Annotated in this window: 13 protein-coding genes and 1 pseudogene; 6 read left to right on the top strand and 8 right to left on the bottom strand. The window is 55.0% G+C overall.

Annotated features, from left to right (window positions below; all coding sequences use genetic code 11):
- Positions 1-54 precede the first annotated feature (54 nt).
- The 4 genes from secDF to rdgB form a co-directional block, all read right to left on the bottom strand.
- Positions 55-3,045: a protein translocase subunit SecDF gene (gene secDF, locus KYK14_RS10580; protein ID WP_185281240.1), complete on the bottom strand. Its 2,991-nt coding sequence runs from the start codon at positions 3,043-3,045 to the stop codon at positions 55-57.
- A gap of 134 nt (positions 3,046-3,179) precedes the next feature.
- Complete coding sequence (locus KYK14_RS10575; RefSeq protein ID WP_219158813.1) at positions 3,180-3,551, bottom strand: hypothetical protein; 372 nt, start codon at positions 3,549-3,551, stop codon at positions 3,180-3,182.
- A 228-nt stretch (positions 3,552-3,779) separates the two neighbouring features.
- Complete coding sequence (locus tag KYK14_RS10570; RefSeq protein ID WP_185281238.1) at positions 3,780-4,400, bottom strand: uridine kinase family protein; 621 nt, start codon at positions 4,398-4,400, stop codon at positions 3,780-3,782.
- Positions 4,401-4,498: 98 nt separating this feature from the next.
- Positions 4,499-5,083 (bottom strand): RdgB/HAM1 family non-canonical purine NTP pyrophosphatase, encoded by a 585-nt coding sequence (rdgB, locus tag KYK14_RS10565; protein ID WP_219158812.1) that lies wholly within the window; start codon positions 5,081-5,083, stop codon positions 4,499-4,501.
- Between the two features lie 241 nt (positions 5,084-5,324).
- Between rdgB and KYK14_RS10560 the strand changes: the two genes are divergently transcribed.
- The 6 genes from KYK14_RS10560 (at position 5,325) to KYK14_RS10535 (ending at position 11,071) form a co-directional block, all read left to right on the top strand.
- Positions 5,325-5,570 carry a type B 50S ribosomal protein L31 gene (locus KYK14_RS10560; RefSeq protein WP_185281236.1) on the top strand — a complete coding sequence of 82 codons (246 nt, stop codon included), beginning with the start codon at positions 5,325-5,327 and terminating at the stop codon, positions 5,568-5,570.
- 285 nt (positions 5,571-5,855) lie between these two features.
- Positions 5,856-7,091 (top strand): GlmU family protein, encoded by a 1,236-nt coding sequence (locus KYK14_RS10555; protein WP_219158811.1) that lies wholly within the window; start codon positions 5,856-5,858, stop codon positions 7,089-7,091.
- A gap of 73 nt (positions 7,092-7,164) precedes the next feature.
- A complete protein-coding gene (locus tag KYK14_RS10550) occupies positions 7,165-8,301 on the top strand; it encodes a DNA polymerase III subunit (RefSeq protein WP_219158810.1) in 1,137 nt (378 codons plus the stop codon).
- A 210-nt stretch (positions 8,302-8,511) separates the two neighbouring features.
- A complete protein-coding gene (gene hemC / locus KYK14_RS10545; protein WP_219158809.1) occupies positions 8,512-9,447 on the top strand; it encodes a hydroxymethylbilane synthase in 936 nt (311 codons plus the stop codon).
- 34 nt (positions 9,448-9,481) lie between these two features.
- The gene (locus tag KYK14_RS10540) at positions 9,482-10,138 is read left to right on the top strand and encodes a peptidylprolyl isomerase (protein WP_219158808.1); all 657 of its coding nucleotides are present in this window, start codon (positions 9,482-9,484) and stop codon (positions 10,136-10,138) included.
- A gap of 15 nt (positions 10,139-10,153) precedes the next feature.
- Positions 10,154-11,071, top strand: coding sequence for an SDR family oxidoreductase (locus KYK14_RS10535; RefSeq protein ID WP_219158807.1), 918 nt, complete (start codon positions 10,154-10,156; stop codon positions 11,069-11,071).
- A 528-nt stretch (positions 11,072-11,599) separates the two neighbouring features.
- Here KYK14_RS10535 and KYK14_RS10530 read toward each other — a convergent pair.
- From KYK14_RS10530 to KYK14_RS10515, 4 genes and pseudogenes are all read right to left on the bottom strand, one after another.
- On the bottom strand, positions 11,600-12,262 hold the full coding sequence (locus KYK14_RS10530) for an ABC transporter permease (protein WP_219158806.1): 663 nt from the start codon (positions 12,260-12,262) through the stop codon (positions 11,600-11,602).
- A gap of 134 nt (positions 12,263-12,396) precedes the next feature.
- A complete protein-coding gene (locus tag KYK14_RS10525) occupies positions 12,397-13,440 on the bottom strand; it encodes an ABC transporter permease (protein ID WP_219158805.1) in 1,044 nt (347 codons plus the stop codon).
- A gap of 16 nt (positions 13,441-13,456) precedes the next feature.
- Positions 13,457-15,169, bottom strand: a complete 1,713-nt coding sequence (locus KYK14_RS10520) for an ABC transporter substrate-binding protein (protein ID WP_219158804.1) — start codon at positions 15,167-15,169, stop codon at positions 13,457-13,459.
- A 74-nt stretch (positions 15,170-15,243) separates the two neighbouring features.
- Positions 15,244-15,525, bottom strand: a pseudogene (locus KYK14_RS10515) (hypothetical protein); the annotation flags it as partial.

The raw sequence follows: 15,525 nt of genomic DNA, 5'->3' as shown, positions 1-15,525 counted from the left end.
ACCGAGTAGGTTTCTTCAACTCAGCGAAATCCAGATAATCAGCAAAATCTGCGATCATACGTTGGAGGTCGACAGCTTGGGTGCGCCTGTATCGCCAATGTGCGTGGAGATGTCGGTGCCCCGCTCGCGAGCCTCTTTGCGGCCGTAGGTGTCGAGGATAATGGGGGTAGCAATGAACAGCGACGAGTACGTACCGAACACAATGCCTACCAGCATGGCAAATGAGAACGAACGTAGCGTTTCGCCCCCGAAGATGTAGAGCACCAGCACTACCAGGAATACGGTAGTAGAGGTAATCATGGTGCGGGAGAACGTGCTGTTCAAGGCTGGGTTAGCAACCTGGGCAAACGTGAGGTGCGGGTTTTCGCGCAAGTATTCCCGGATACGGTCGAAGATTACCACCGTATCGTTCATCGAGAAGCCCAGCACCGTAAGCACGGCCGCCACGAAAATCTGGTCCATCTCATAGTTCAGACCAAACAGGCGAGCGATAGGGTAGCAGGCAATAACCAGCAGCGCATCGTGGAACAGGGCGATAACCGCAGCCATCGAGTACTGCCAGCGCGAGAAGCGCAGCAACACGTACACGAAGATGCCTAGCAGCGTTAGGCCCAAGCTGAGCACCGAGGTCTTCTTAATGTCGTCGGCAATGGTAGCACCTACCTTAGAAGTAGATTTGATAACGGGTGCGTCGCCGCTGAAATCCTTCTTCAAGCCATTCAACAGGGTGGTTTCCACCTTTTTGTCGGCAGTTACGCTTTCATCATCGGCAAGGTAGCCAGTGGTGATGCGCAGGCGGTTGGGAGTACCGAAGGTTTTCACCTCCGTGCCGCTGCCACCAAAGTCGGCCACCAGTGCATCGTGCACTTTAGAAGCGTCCATGGCTTTGTTGAAGTCTACCACGTAGGCGCGGCCACCGCGGAAGTCTACACCCAGGTTGGGGCCGCCTTGGATGGCCATCAGCACGAAGCCTACTACGATTACTACCGTCGAGAAAGCGTAGGCGATTTTGCGCTTGCCCACGATATCGAAGTTCACGTTGGTGAACAGCTTGCGCGAGAGGAAGGTAGAGAAGGTGATTTTGCTCGTCTCTTTGCCTTTCACCAGCCACTCAATAATGAGGCGTGACACGTACACGGCCGACAGGAACGAGGTGAAAATACCGATCAGCAGCGTAACGGCGAAGTTCTGAACCGGACCCGTACCGAAGATAAACAGCGTGAGGGCGATGATGAGCGTGGTTACGTTGGAGTCGAAGATGGCCGAGAAAGCGCGTGAGTAGCCCGCGTTGATGGCATCCTTCAGCAAATGGCCATGGTCGAGTTCTTCCCGAATACGCTCGAAAATCAGCACGTTGGCGTCAATCGACGAAGCGAATACAAGAATCAAACCGGCAATACCGGGCAGCGTAAGGGCAAACTGGAACTGAGCCAGAATACCCAGGATCAGAAAGATGTTGAACAGCAGCGAGGCATCGGCTACCAAGCCAGCGCGACCATAGTACAGCGCCATGAAGCCCATGATAATCAGCAGACCAGCTACCGACGAGTACAGACCCTGGTTGATGGCTTCCTGACCCAGCGACGGACCTACTACAGCTTCTTCCACAATGCGGGTAGGAGCGGGCAGCTTACCGGCTTTCAGTACGTTAGCCAAATCCTGGGCTTCCTCGATGGTGAAGTTGCCCGAAATGCTGGTGTTACCGCCGGCAATTTCAGCTTGCACCACGGGGTCGGAGTACACGTTGTCGTCGAGTACAATGGCTACCTGACGGCCTATGTTGTTGCTGGTCAGCTTCTGCCATTTCTTAGCGCCGGTGGGCGTCATGCTCATGCTCACCTCAGCACCGCCGCGCTGCGGGTCAATGTCGCCGCGGGCGTCGGCTACTACGTCGCCTTCCAGCGGAGCCGTAGCACCCGAAGCTTTACGTACAGCCACCAGGCTCAGGTATTCCTGACCGCCCAGCTCCTGCGGCTTCACATTCCACATGAACGTGAGGTTGGGGGGGAGAGCAGCACGGGCCTCCTGCGAGCGAAGCATCTGGTTTACACGGGCCGTGTCGCGGATGTTGGCACCCAACTGGCCGGGCATCGTAAACAAGCGGGCCAGCACCGAGCCTTGTGGGCCTTTAGCCGAATCGGCAGCGGCAGTAGCGGTGTTTTTCTTAGCCAACTGGCTAGCCAACGACGACGTATCGCCAGGAGCAGTGGTGGTGGTAGCAGCGGCAGTAGGAGAAGCAGCTTTTTCAGCGGTTTCCTTGGCTACCAGAGCTTGGTCGAGTTGCTGGAGGTAGGGGCCGAACTCATCCTGACGCCATACTTCCCAGAACTCCAGCTTAGCCTGGCCTTGCAGCAGCTTACGCACACGGTCGGGGTTGTCTACGCCGGGTAGCTCTACCTGAATGCGGCCGGTACCCTTCACGCGCTGAATGTTGGGCTGGCTGGTGCCGAACTTGTCGATACGCGTGCGCAGAATGTTGAACGAGCGGTCGATGGCATCCTCAATCTCGGTGTCGATAGCACCAATCACCTTGGCGTCCGACGAGTTGATATCGATTTTGCGGCTCTTGTTGGTGGTGTTAGCGAAAATGCGCGCCAGGTTGTCGTTGGGCGCTACATTGCGGTAGGCTTGCAGGAACAGCGTAGTGAACGGTGCCGAAGGGTTGGCCTTCTGCGCCTGTTGCGCCTGCTCCAGCGCCTGGTTGAACTTAGGGTCTTTGGAGTTGCCGCTCATGGCGCGCACAATCTCCACCGGCGACACTTCCAGCGTCACGTGCATACCGCCCTTCAAGTCGAGGCCCAGGCCCAGCTCCGAGGCGCGTACGTCGCGGTAAGTGTAGTCAACACCCAAAATGCTGGTTACAGGCGCACGCCACACCGAGTCGAGGTAGCGCTGGCGGGCCTGTTGGTTCACAACGCCATTCTTGGTGGCGTAGCTCACCGCGTCGGACTGTACCCGGCGCGAGATGAACGTGAACGTGAGAAAGTAGATACACAGGGCCGATACCACGATGGTCAGCCCAATGATGAGTCCTTTATTACGCATCAGAAAAGATTTTTTGGAAAGGCAACAAGCAATTAAAAATCAATCTTCGGGAAGCGTGCAGCGGCGAAAACGCTGATAGTCAATTGCTAGAAAAACAACCGCACTATTTTGATTCCCGAAACTTCGATTTTTTTCTAGGGCGCCTGCGGCGAAAGCGCCGCTACCAACAGCCGCACCCGAAAGATGCTGCTGGGCAAAATGCCCGCCAGGGGGCGTGGCACCGCCAACGCCCGACGCACGGCCGGCAGCCAATGCTGTGGGGTAGGGAAGGGGAGCCAGGCATCGGCATCGGGTGCCACGTGCAGCACCAGCGGCCCCACGGCCTCCAGATTTACTTTTTGCTTGATGACGGCCGCCTTGGGCCGCACGCCTACCCGCGTAGTCTTGCCCGGCGCCACCCGAAAGGTCGTCACCGTCTGGTGGTTCAGGCCCAGCACAAACAGCACCGTAGCTGTGAGCAAGGCGAACCGCAAACGAGATAAAAACCGGGTGCTCAGCAAAAACATAGGTAGGGCAATGGCTACAAATATACTAAAAGGTGAAGTTGTGAGAAGTGAAGTTGTGATTTTGTGAAGTTGTGAATGCAAAATGTCTGTCATCCAGCTTGCGAAGGACCTTCTCACGCGTGAACGAGTCGTTAGTACGTCATTCGTTCACGCGTGAGAAGGTCCTTCGCAAGCTCAGGATGACAGACATTTTGCATTCACAACTTCACAAAATCACAACTTCACCTCTTACGCCTTCACCTTTGCTTTCAGGAAAGACACCAGCACTTCCAGGCCCATATCGAAGCGGCTGTTGTTGGGGATGATGATGTCGGCGTCGTTGCGGTAGGGCTTGATGAACTTGTCGTAGGTAGGGGCCACGTGGTTGATGTAGCGGTAGAGCACGTCTTCCAGATCATAGCCCCGCTCGTCCCGGTCGCGCACAATGCGGCGCAGTACTTTCACGTGCTCCTGGGCGTCGATAAACACTTTCAGGTTGAGCAAGCGCGCCACTTCCTCGAAGTGAAACACGAAAATGCCCTCTACCACTACAATCGGGGCCGGACGAAACACCAGCTCCTGCACCGGCGCATCGGGATTGTTGAAGGTGTACTCCGGCCGACGCACTTCCTTGCCCTGGCTGATGCTGAGCACATCGGCGGCATAGGAGGCCGAGTCAATGGAGGTAGGCAGGTCGAAATTGGTAACGCCTTGCGCGTCTACCAGCTGGGTTTCGCGCGGGTGGTAGTAGTTGTCCTGCGAAATCAGGCAGATTTCTTCTTCGGGAAACGAAGCCAGCAGGCGGCGCAAAAAAGTGGTTTTGCCCGAGGCGCTGCCCCCCGTAATGCCGACGATGAAAGGTTGTTGCATGGGTAGAAAAGTGGCCCGTACCGGCGGGGCCAACCCTGCAAAAGTAAGCACTTCGCAGGTTTGGCAGTGGCAAAACCAAAATTTTGGCCGAAAACGGTTTATTTTTCTCTGGATTCAAAAAACGCAACCAACTGCTGCACGGCGCGGGCACGGTGGCTGAGTGTGTTTTTCTGCGCCAAGGGCATCTCGGCAAATGTCTCCTGAAAGCCAACGGGCTGAAAAATGGGGTCGTAGCCGAAACCGGCGTCCCCATGGGGCTCCGTCGTAATTAGCCCCTCTACTACCCCGTTGAAGGTATGTTTCTCCGAATCGGACAGGATAAGAGCAATGACGGTACGAAACTGGGCCGTGCGGGAGGGAGCATCCGCCAGCTCGTCTAATACTTTGGCCACGTTGTCGGCGGCGAGGCGCTGGGGCCCGGCATAGCGGGCCGAGTACACGCCGGGTGCCCCATTCAGCGCATCGATTTCCAAGCCGGTATCGTCGGCGAAGCAGGCCACGCCGAAGTGGTCCCACACGTACTGCGCTTTCTGGTGGGCGTTGCCGGCCAGCGTATCCTGGGTTTCGGGTAGGTCGTCGGGACCACCAATATCAGCCAGACTCACTAGTTCAATGGAACTGGGTAGGATGGCCCGGATTTCATCGAGTTTATGAGCATTGTTAGAAGCAAAGCAAAGGCGCATAGGTTGAAGAAATGAAATGGTTGATGGTTGATTCGGCGGGCAACGAATGATGCTGCCAGAACCGTGAGGAAGCAAGCACAGAAAGTTTATTCAAAGGTAATCCAGCAATACAACTAGCGTAGCCACCCAACCATTCAGCAGAAAAACCGGGCTAGGCTTTTGAATGTCAGCCCGAAAACGTACTTTTGCAATCCCTTCCGCAAAATCGGCAGGGCCAGAAGGTTTTAACGGCATCCCGACCATGAAAAAAGACATTCACCCCGAGTACCGCGAAGTGGTATTCCAGGACACGTCCAGCGACTTCAAATTCATCACCCGTTCGACGATGAACTCGAGCGAGACTATTACGATGGAAGACGGCAAGACGTACCCCGTTATCAAAGTAGAAGTGAGCAGTGCCTCGCACCCCTTCTACACCGGCAAAAACGTGTTTATCGACACCGCCGGCCGTGTGGAGAAATTCCGCAACCGCTACCAGAAGAAATAACGGCCCTCAGCCCTTGGCTGCCGGCTTTTCTGAAAGCTCCTTCCGCTCGCGGAAGGAGCTTTTTTGTTGTGGGGTAGGGTAGAATAAAAAAGACCGTCATGCTGAGCGCAACGGAGTGGAGCCGAAGCATCTCTAACGCTTCGACAGGTGATAAAGGAATTACTCACGGTAGAGATGCTTCGGCTCCACTCCGTTGCGCTCAGCATGACGGGCGGGGAAGTCAGTAGAACGCCCACGCGCCCCGCACCGGCAAAAGCCGTAGTTTCGCGGTAGAATTCTACCGCTATGCATATTCTACTGTTCGACGACCCGGCTATTCAGCCTAATCTACTACCCTTTACGTTCACCCGGCCCGTAGCTGCCCTACGCTGCGGCATCCTGACCATTGCGGAGAAGTGGCAGCACCACTTGCAACAGCCGGTACACTACCTCACGCAACCCCACTTGCGCGAAAAATTCCCGGCTGGTCCCACCGAAGGGCCGGCACTAGTTATCAACGGCGCCGTGTGCCCCGATGAAAAGCTGATAGAGCAAGTACAGGCCTTGCAGCCCGGCGAAGCCTTGCTGAGTGAAGAGCTGTTGGTAGCGGCCTACCTGCCGGATGCGTCTAAAGTGGCCGAGCTAATTCAGGATGGCTACCGCGATGTGCGGCAGGCAAAAGGTAGTCTTACCATCATCAGCCAGCCCTGGCACTTGTTTCAACAAAATGGTGATCAGATCCGGCAAGACTTTGCCCTGTTGACCAAAGGCCGCCAGTCGCAACCCGTGAATGACGCGCATACCATTGTGTACGGCGCAGAGAATATCTTTATAGAGGAGGGCGTGAAAATTCGGGCGGCCATCCTCAACGCCGAGGACGGCCCCATCTACCTGGGCAAAGACGTACAGGTGCATGAAGGCGCCGTTCTGAAAGGTCCGTTGGCCGTTTGTGAAGCGGCACATGTCAACGTGGGCGCCAAGCTGCGCGGCGACAATACGGTAGGCCCCTACTGCCGGGTAGGCGGCGAAATGGCGAATAGCATTCTGATGGCCTACTCCAACAAAGGCCATGAAGGCTACCTCGGCAACTCGGTGGTAGGTCAGTGGTGCAACCTGGGCGCCGATACCAACACGTCGAACCTCAAGAATAACTACGCCCCTGTTAAGATCTGGAGCCACGCCGCCGGGCGTTTCGTGAATACCGGATTGCAATTTTGTGGCCTGATGATGGGCGACCATAGCAAGTGCGCCATCAACACGATGTTTAATACCGGTACCGTGGTAGGGGTAGGGGCCAATATTTTTGGGGCAGGTTTCCCGCGCAACTTTGTGCCATCGTTTAGCTGGGGTGGCTCGTCGGGCTTCGAAACCTTCCGCTTACCCAAAGCTGGCGAAGTAGCCGAGCGGGTGATGAGCCGCCGCAATCTGCCCTACGACCAACCGGAGCAAGACATCATGGCCTATGTGTACGAAGCCACGGCCAAGGACCGCGTGTGGGAACGAGCAGCAGGCAATAGCACCGCGCCAATAGTAATAGAGTAAATATTTGATCGGTACGTGCCGGCTAGCGCTAAATAGTTTGCGCTAGCCACGCAAGTAGAAGGAAGTCAACTGTATGCGTTTTGCGGATATTCCGGGTAATGAGGAGGTGAAGCGGGTGCTGGTGCAGTCGGTGCAGCGGCAGCACGTGGCGCACGCGCAGCTATTTCGCGGGGCAGAGGGTTCGGCGGCGCTGGCGTTGGCGCTGGCGTATGCGGCCTACCTTAACTGCGAGGGTCGCGAGCCACAGGATACCGATTCGTGCGGGCACTGTGCCAGCTGTCAGAAAATCGACAAACTGATTCACCCCGACCTCAACTTCATCCTACCTGTTACGACCACCAAGGCGGTACCGAAAGATGCGGTAAGCAGTAAGTTTGCCGGCGAGTGGCGCCAATTCGTGCTCGAAAATCCCTACCAGGGCCTCAACGACTGGATGCAGCACATTGGGGCCGACAACAAGCAAGGGAGTATTTCCAAGGAAGAAAGCCTGCAACTGCTGCGGCTGGTGTCGCTTACGGCATTCGAGGCGCGCTACAAAACCGTGGTTGTCTGGCTGCCCGAACTAATGCACCCCGCCGCTGCTAACGCCGTGCTGAAACTGCTGGAAGAGCCACCACCCGCTACCGTGTTTCTATTGGTCAGCAATGCGCCCGAGCAGTTACTACCCACCATCATTAGTCGGGTGCAGCCTATTGTGGTGCGCCCCTTGCCCGAGGCGGAGCTAACCGCCCACCTCCGCGACCAACGGCATCTGCCCGAGGCCAAGGCACATCAGGTAGCGCAGCTAGCTGAAGGCAACCTGGGGGCGGCCTTGGCAGCAGCCACTACTTCAGGACAAGACCACGACTACCTTACGTTTTTTATCGACTGGATGCGGCAGTGCTATGGCTATAAGGTAGACAAGCTGCTGGGCAAAAGCGACGAGTTTCAGAAGCTGGGCCGCGAAAACCAAAAAGAACTGCTGCACTACTCGCTGGGCGTGCTGCGTAAGGTGCTGCTCTTCGGCCTCGATGCGCAACTGGTGCCTCACCTAGCCGCCGGCGAGCAGCAATTTGTAACCGGCTTCAGCAAGTTTGTGACGCCTCGCAATGCCGACCCGCTCACCCGCGAGCTAAACGACGCGCACTATCACATTGAGCGCAACGCCAACCCGCGCATGGTGTTCGTGGATACATCGCTACGCGTGGCAGAGCTACTTCGGCAAGCTTGATAAAGGCCCACAAAACTCGCTCTACAGGCTATAAAGGCATTAAATACACTTTGGTAAATTGATATAGCTAGTGCTAAAAGTGCTATAGCTAGTATCGCCGGGGCTGGCTTTCGTACCTTTGCAGGGCACAAGAAACACGATTTACGCAAGCTCTCCAAGAGCGCCGGTACGGCCCTTTAGTGCTTGACTTACTTATTTAATTCTCGAAGGATGAAGCCTATTCGCATCGGTACCAGGGGGAGCAAGCTGGCACTGTGGCAGGCCAACCACGTAGCCGACCGCTTACAGCAGCGCGGCTTGGCCACGGAAATTGTCATCATCACCACCAAGGGCGACGTGGTGCTGGACCGCTCGCTCGATAAGATTGGGGCCAAGGGCGTGTTCACGGAGGAGCTGGAAATCAGCCTCCGTACGGGTCATATTGACTTGGCCGTGCACAGCGCCAAAGACGTGCAGAGCACCATTCCCGACGACTTGGAACTGCTGGCCTTTATGGAGCGCGAGCAGGTGAACGACGTGGTGGTGAGCTTCGACCCCAACCTAGACCTTACCCGCCCCGACCTTGTGTTGGGCACCAGCAGCACCCGCCGCAAGGCCATGTTGCAGCGCTATTACCCCAACGCCCGCACCGCCGAGGCCCGTGGCAACTTGCAAACGCGCCTGCGCAAACTGGAAGAAGGACAATACCACGCCCTGGTGCTGGCCTACGCCGGCGTGCACCGCATGGAATACGACGACCTGATTCGGCATGTGTTACCCGCCACACAATTTGTTCCGGCCGCCGGGCAGGGTAGCGTCGCCATTGAGTGCGCCCGAAACTTGCAGCCAGAGCTGAAAGAGACGTTGCACCAGGCTCTCGACCACTTGCCTACCCACACGGCCTTGCTGGCCGAGCGGGCTTTCCTCCGCACGATGGAGGGCGGGTGCAGCATTCCGTCGTTTGCGCTGGCAACTTACACGCCCGAGGGGGCCTTGAAGCTCCACGGCGGCCTCATCAGCCTCAACGGGCAGCAGTACATTGAGGAAACGAAGTCGATTACCAATCAGGCAGAGGCTGAAGCGCTAGGTGTTCAGATTGCCGAAAGCGTACTGCAACGCGGCGGGCAGGAAATTCTGGATAATATCCGGGCGCACCGCGTAGCGTAGCGTATCTTCTATTGTTGGGTTGAAAACAAAGTATATGATTCATCTGAAATCGTGGGGCGCATGTTGGCTAGTGCTGCTATTGCTAAGCGCCGGCTGCGCTTCTACCCGTTCCGTAGCGCCAACTGCATCAACCAAAACCAGCAAGAAAGACCAGGTCGTGACCATCAGCACGCCGCAGGGCGATATTCGGCTGATTCTGTTTGATCAGACGCCCCGGCACAAGGCCAATTTCTTGAAGCTGGCGAAGAAAGGTTCCTACAATGGCACCACCTTTCACCGGGTCATTCCCGACTTCATGATTCAGGGTGGCGACCCAAATTCCAAGGACGACAACCCCAACAACGACGGGGCCGGCCAGCGTAATGAGAAGATGATTCCGGCTGAAATCCGGCCCGAGTTGCACCACCGCTACGGAGCCGTGGCCGCTGCTCGCACCGGCGACGCCGTGAATCCGCGCCGGGCCAGCAGCGCTTCCCAATTCTACATCGTAGAAAACCGGCAGGGCGTGCCCCGCCTCGATGGTGCCTACACTGTGTTCGGTCAGGTAATCAGCGGTATGGATGTGGTGGAGAAAATAGCTGCCGTGCCCAAAGACATCCGCGACCGGCCCATTACGGACGTGAAAATGAAGATGAAGGTAGACAAGCTGAGCAAGCAGAAAATAGCGGAGCAATACAACTATCAGTACTAAGCCTGAATTACTGCCATGGCCAAACGCATCCTGATTACCGGTTCCAACGGCTTGCTCGGCCAGAAGCTGGTAGCACTACTCCGCACGCAGCCCGAAATAGAGGTAGTAGCTTCATCGCGGGGAGCCAACAAACTGGCTGCTCTATATCCGGATGTGCGGTTCGTGCCCCTCGACGTGACCAATGCCACGCAGGTGGCAAAGGTGTTAGCCGACGTGAGCCCATCTCACCTCATCCACACAGCCGCCATGACCAATGTGGACGAGTGCGAGGTGAATCGCGCGGCCTGTTGGCAGCAAAATGTGACGGCCGTAGAGAATCTAGTGGCCGTGTGCGAGGTTCTAGCAGTGCATCTTATCCACGTCAGCACCGATTTTGTGTTCAGTGGGGAAGCCGGACCACTGACCGAAGAAGCCCTACCCGCACCCGTTAATTACTACGGGGAAAGTAAAATGGCCGCTGAGCAGGTTGTGCAGGTAGCTACTTGCCCCTGGAGCATTGTGCGCACAGTGCTGGTGTACGGTACCGCCCACGACTACAGCCGCACCAACATCGTGCTATGGGTGCGCGACTCGCTCCGGTCCCATACCCCCATAAAAGTGGTAGACGACCAGCTCCGAACGCCTACCCTGGCCGAGGACCTAGCCCAGGGCTGCTGGCTGGTAGCCCTACAAAACGCCACTGGTATCTTTCATATTAGCGGCGATGAACTGCTTACACCGTACGACATGGCACTGCGCGTGGCAGATTTTTTTGATTTGGATAAGCAGTTGATTACCAGTGCTAATAGTAGTACGTTTTCGCAGCCGGCTCGTCGGCCACCGCGTACAGGATTCATTATCACTAAAGCGCGGAAGGTACTGGGATATAAGCCACATTCCTTTGAAGACGGGATACGTCTATTGGCTCAACAAACAGCCGAAACCACCCAGTAGAATCTTGAAATGCAAAAAAAAACCGCAGACAGCATCTGCGGTTTTTTTGTACACCTAATTTATTGCAACAATCCTAAATCCTCGACCAACGCCGCTCGCAACATATTTCACGGCGAAGTAAGATTCATTAAGCTCTATAAAGCCTCGACCTGCGTATAGGGTAGGCTGTGAAAAAGGTCTCGAACGTAAATCAATCAAACGAGTAGTATCTTTATAAACAGCGCTTTAATGGCCGCTAAAAGAGATGAACAAGCTTGTTTTTATATGATATCTCGCTAGTAAGGCGCTTTCCTTTTAGCAAAGCTATAGGGAAAGAGTGGTCTCAAAAAGGACAGTATTGTCTAAATAATGACTTGATATATTTTGAAGAATATTTGTATAATTCTAAGTGTATTTGATTGAGTTCAGGTGGATAATGACGAAAAATGTCCTAATCTTGTAAAAAAGTACACATATAGGGCGAGCTCGGCGATGCTGAAATTATAAGATTTTGTGACATTTCACCTGCAATCGAACCAGAGGTAATAATCACTTACTGAGCTGACGTAGGGCTAACGAAGTAATGAATAGAATAGCGGCCGGATAGAGCAAGAGCCACCAAGCACTAGGGTCAATACTGAAAGCAGCCAACAAACGGCCCCAGCTCGCTATTTCGGGTGGCAGCCCTACGCCCAAAAAAGAGAGCGTAGTTTCGAGCGCGATGAGGGACGCAACACTGAGCGGAAAAACGGCTAGTGCTGGCTGCCAAGTGTTAGGCAGTGCGTGACGTATTAGTATACGATGGGCAGGAATGCCGGCAGCCCGAGCTGCTTCTATGAAAGGTAATTCTCGGGTCCGGAGCATTTCAGCACGTACCAGCCGGGCCGGACCAATCCAATATGTACATAAGAACAGCATCAACAACGTATTGATGGAAGGGGGCTGCACTGCTGCCAGTGCTAAGACCAAGATAAGCCGCGGGATGGAGGAAATAACGGCCATCAGCCCCGTAACAAGACTGTCGATAGGGAGAGGTCGATTACGGTAGAAGCCGGCTGTGGCACCCAGCAGCGTGCCTAATATTGTTGTCAGGATAGCGGCTGGTAGGCTGAGACGCAAGGCAGTACGCGCCCCAAATAGTAGCAGCGCCAGTACATCGCGGCCATACGGGTCAGTGCCTAACCAGTGGCCATCCGTACCGGGCGGTTGCATTGTGGCAGATAAATTCAACTGATCGGGTGCAAAAGGGAGGGGTAGCCAAGGGGCAGCCACGGCACTTACCAGCAAAAGGCAAAGCCACCCAATCGCCATTCGTCGGCGCCAGCTAGCAAAGTAGAAAGATACACTCATGCACGCAGCCTGATTCGAGGGTCAGCCAACAGGTACAGGCCATCCGTGAGAAACTGCGCCAGCAACCGTACCAGTGCTGTAAGCAACACTCCCCCTACTATCACCGGATAGTCGTGCGTGGCTGCCGCCTCGGCAAGTAGGCGGCCTACCCCCGGCAAAGCAAAAATAACCTCCACCACCACCGCGCCTGCTACCAAAGCTGGTAATAAATCGGTGAGTTGGGCTAAGCTAGGTAGTAGTGCGTTTCGCAGAGTATGGTGCTGTATGACCTGCTTTTCGGGAGCACCTTTGGCACGGGCAGTAGCTGCGTAGGCGGTGCGGCGCTCCTGTTGCAGCGCCGCATCCAGCTGTATTACTAGATGAGGTAAATTCACAAGAATCAGAGAAATCGACGGGAGCGCGAGGTAGTAAAGCAAAGTGCCAATGCGCTCCAGCACAGAGGTATTTACTAGCTCTGCCTCTTCCCCCAGACCATATGCTGGAAACCACGTCAGCATATCCGGGTTGGCAAACAGCAACAGCAGCAGTAGGGCAAGTACGAACAGCGGTAATGCATCCAGCGCATACAAGAGCCGAAGAGCAAGCAAACGAATCTGATGATGCACTGCCAAACGTGTAGCCAGCCACAGCGCCAGTAGAACAGACATCGTAGCGGCCAGCGTGGTGAGCGGCAACGTGTAAGTCAGAGCCGCTGCTAATAAGGTCGTCACGGGTTGGCCGTCGCGGTAAGAACGGCCCAGGTTGCCATGGAGCAGCTGCTGTACCCACCGGTGGTATTGGTTGCGTCGGCCGTGCCACTGCCATTGCTGATGTGTGGCGGCGGTAGGTAGGGAGAAATAAAATAGTGGGATATCCAAGCCCAACCGATGCCGAAAGCGCTGCTCCGCAATACGTTGCTGCTGCAGGCTGGATGCAGTAGCACTTATCTCATCCACGGACAGCCGCTGTAGAATAATATCAGCGGGTAGGGAGCGGCTTAGTAAAAAAACGCCGGATGCTGTCAGCCAAAGAGCAAACAGTAGCCGGAGTAGACGAAACAACAGGTAGCGCACCATATCAACTGCCCTTTCGGAGGCGCACGGTCGATACGTTATAGCCGGGCTTTAAAGGGGAGAGTTCCAAACCGGTTAGCTTCGCATTAGCAGCCGTTTGATAGCGTAGAAAATAAAGTACTACCTCTGGGCTTTCTTCTTGCATCATCTGCTGAAATTCTTTCACCAACTCGATTTTTTGCGTCTGGCTTTCAGCGGCCGCCAGTTCCTCAATTAGCTTATCACTCGTCGGAGTCCCGAAACCACTATAGTTGCCTGCGTTAGTGTATTGCGAGTGAAAAAGCGGAGCAAAGTTAAATGCCGTCGGGTTGCCAGATAATGAATGTAAGAACACATCCGATTCACCATTGCGCAGTTGCGCTATAAATATAGAGCGCTCGGCAGGGCGTAGTGTTACCGGAATATTCAGCGTAGCAGCAGCACTCCGAAACTGGAGGGCAGCTGCTTCATAAGCGGGGTCGCCGGTCCGATATGAGATGGTAAGTTTTAAGTGTTGAGTTGCGGCCCCTACTGTTGCTCGGTGCCAGCCCGTAGCCGTCTGACGCCAGCCCGCCTGCCTTAATAATACAGTGGCTTCGGGTAAGCTATAAGGTATAAAGGGTAAAGTGCTGTTATAGTAGGGTTTTGTTTGAGGAGCTATTATACCTACACTGCGATAAGCTAGGCCCTGCTGTGTACCAGCAATGAGAGCTGGCACATTAAACAAGCGGCTGAGGGCTTGGCGAGTCAGCCGATCATGCAGCATAGGACGGCGCGTATTGAACCCTACCGTAACCATTTCGTACGAACCGGTTGAGTAAAACGACAGCCACTTGGCCGCCGCCGACTCTTTCAGGCGTATGTAGTCCTTTGCGGGTAGGCGAGGATAGATATCGAGTTGATGGCGGCGTAGGGCCAATACAGCCGTATTCTCATCCGGTATAATATCAAAGACTATTTTTTTTGGATAAGCCTGTAATTGTGTTGGTGCAGACTGCACCTTATCACCCCACCACATAGGCTTGCGCTGAAGAGAGAGGTAGCGCCCGCTTTGCCACTGGTGCAAACGGTAAGGGCCACACCCTGGTAGGTTACCAGGGTGCCGGTTGAGTTGAGCGCCCACATAACGTTGTACAAAGCGCGTAACGGCGGGTAGCTTAGCGGCCTCAGACATGCGCAATGTGCGCAATGAAAGAGCCGCCAGGCTACCGGTTGGGTCAAGAGCGTATTCTGGTAAAATCGGAAAATCACCCGAGGCAGAATAGAACTCGGGTGACCTACCCCGGCACACAAACGTGAAGCGCCGCTGATCAGTGGAATCGTATTTTATTTTTTCGATGAAGTCAAATTGTGCTTCCGCCGCTTCGTTTGGAAGACCAGGGCAGTTCATCACAGCCAGCGTAAACGCTACATCGCGGGCCAACACTGGGCAGCCGTTATCCCACGTAGCCGCCGGATGTATTCTATAGGTAATAAACGTTAATGAATCAGTGTAACGAACGCTAGGTAGAGCTTCGGCTAATAGTGGAACTGTTTCCTGTCCGTTGTCTAATAAGCTGAAGTACAATAAATTGATAGTCTGAGTTGTATTAACTGAATTAAGATAAAGCAAAGGATCCAACGTCTCCAGATCAGCCGCCCAACGAACGCGTATCGTATCCGGGTTAGGAGCCGAAGAAGAACAGGCTCCTAACCCGAGGGCAACAAGAAGAAGAAGTCCGTGTAGAAATTGCCTCATCAACTAACAGTCACATAAGCATACTGTCAGGCAAGGTAGCAAAGTAAACACACTCGTTTTTGAGCAGAAGGTTTTTAGCATACATCGCTATTGCCCCAACCGCCGCTGCCAGTGCGTGCTACGTCGCTATTGCCCCAGCCACCACGACCTGAAAAGGCTACATCGCTATTGCCCCAACCACCGCTGCCAGTGCGTGCTACATCGCTGTTGCCCCAACCGCCGCTGCCAGTGCGTGCTACGTCGCTGTTGCCCCAACCACCGCTGCCAGTGCGTGCTACGTCGCTATTGCCCCAACCGCCGCTGCCAGTGCGTGCTACGTCGCTATTGCCCCAGCCACCACGACCTGAAAAGGCTAC

Origin of the sequence: Hymenobacter profundi (assembly GCF_019334315.1) — a bacterium.
In the GTDB taxonomy this organism is placed as follows: Bacteria; Bacteroidota; Bacteroidia; order Cytophagales; family Hymenobacteraceae; genus Hymenobacter; species Hymenobacter profundi.
Note: the sequence above shows the minus strand (reverse complement) of the source record. Positions and strands in the feature narration are given on the sequence as shown.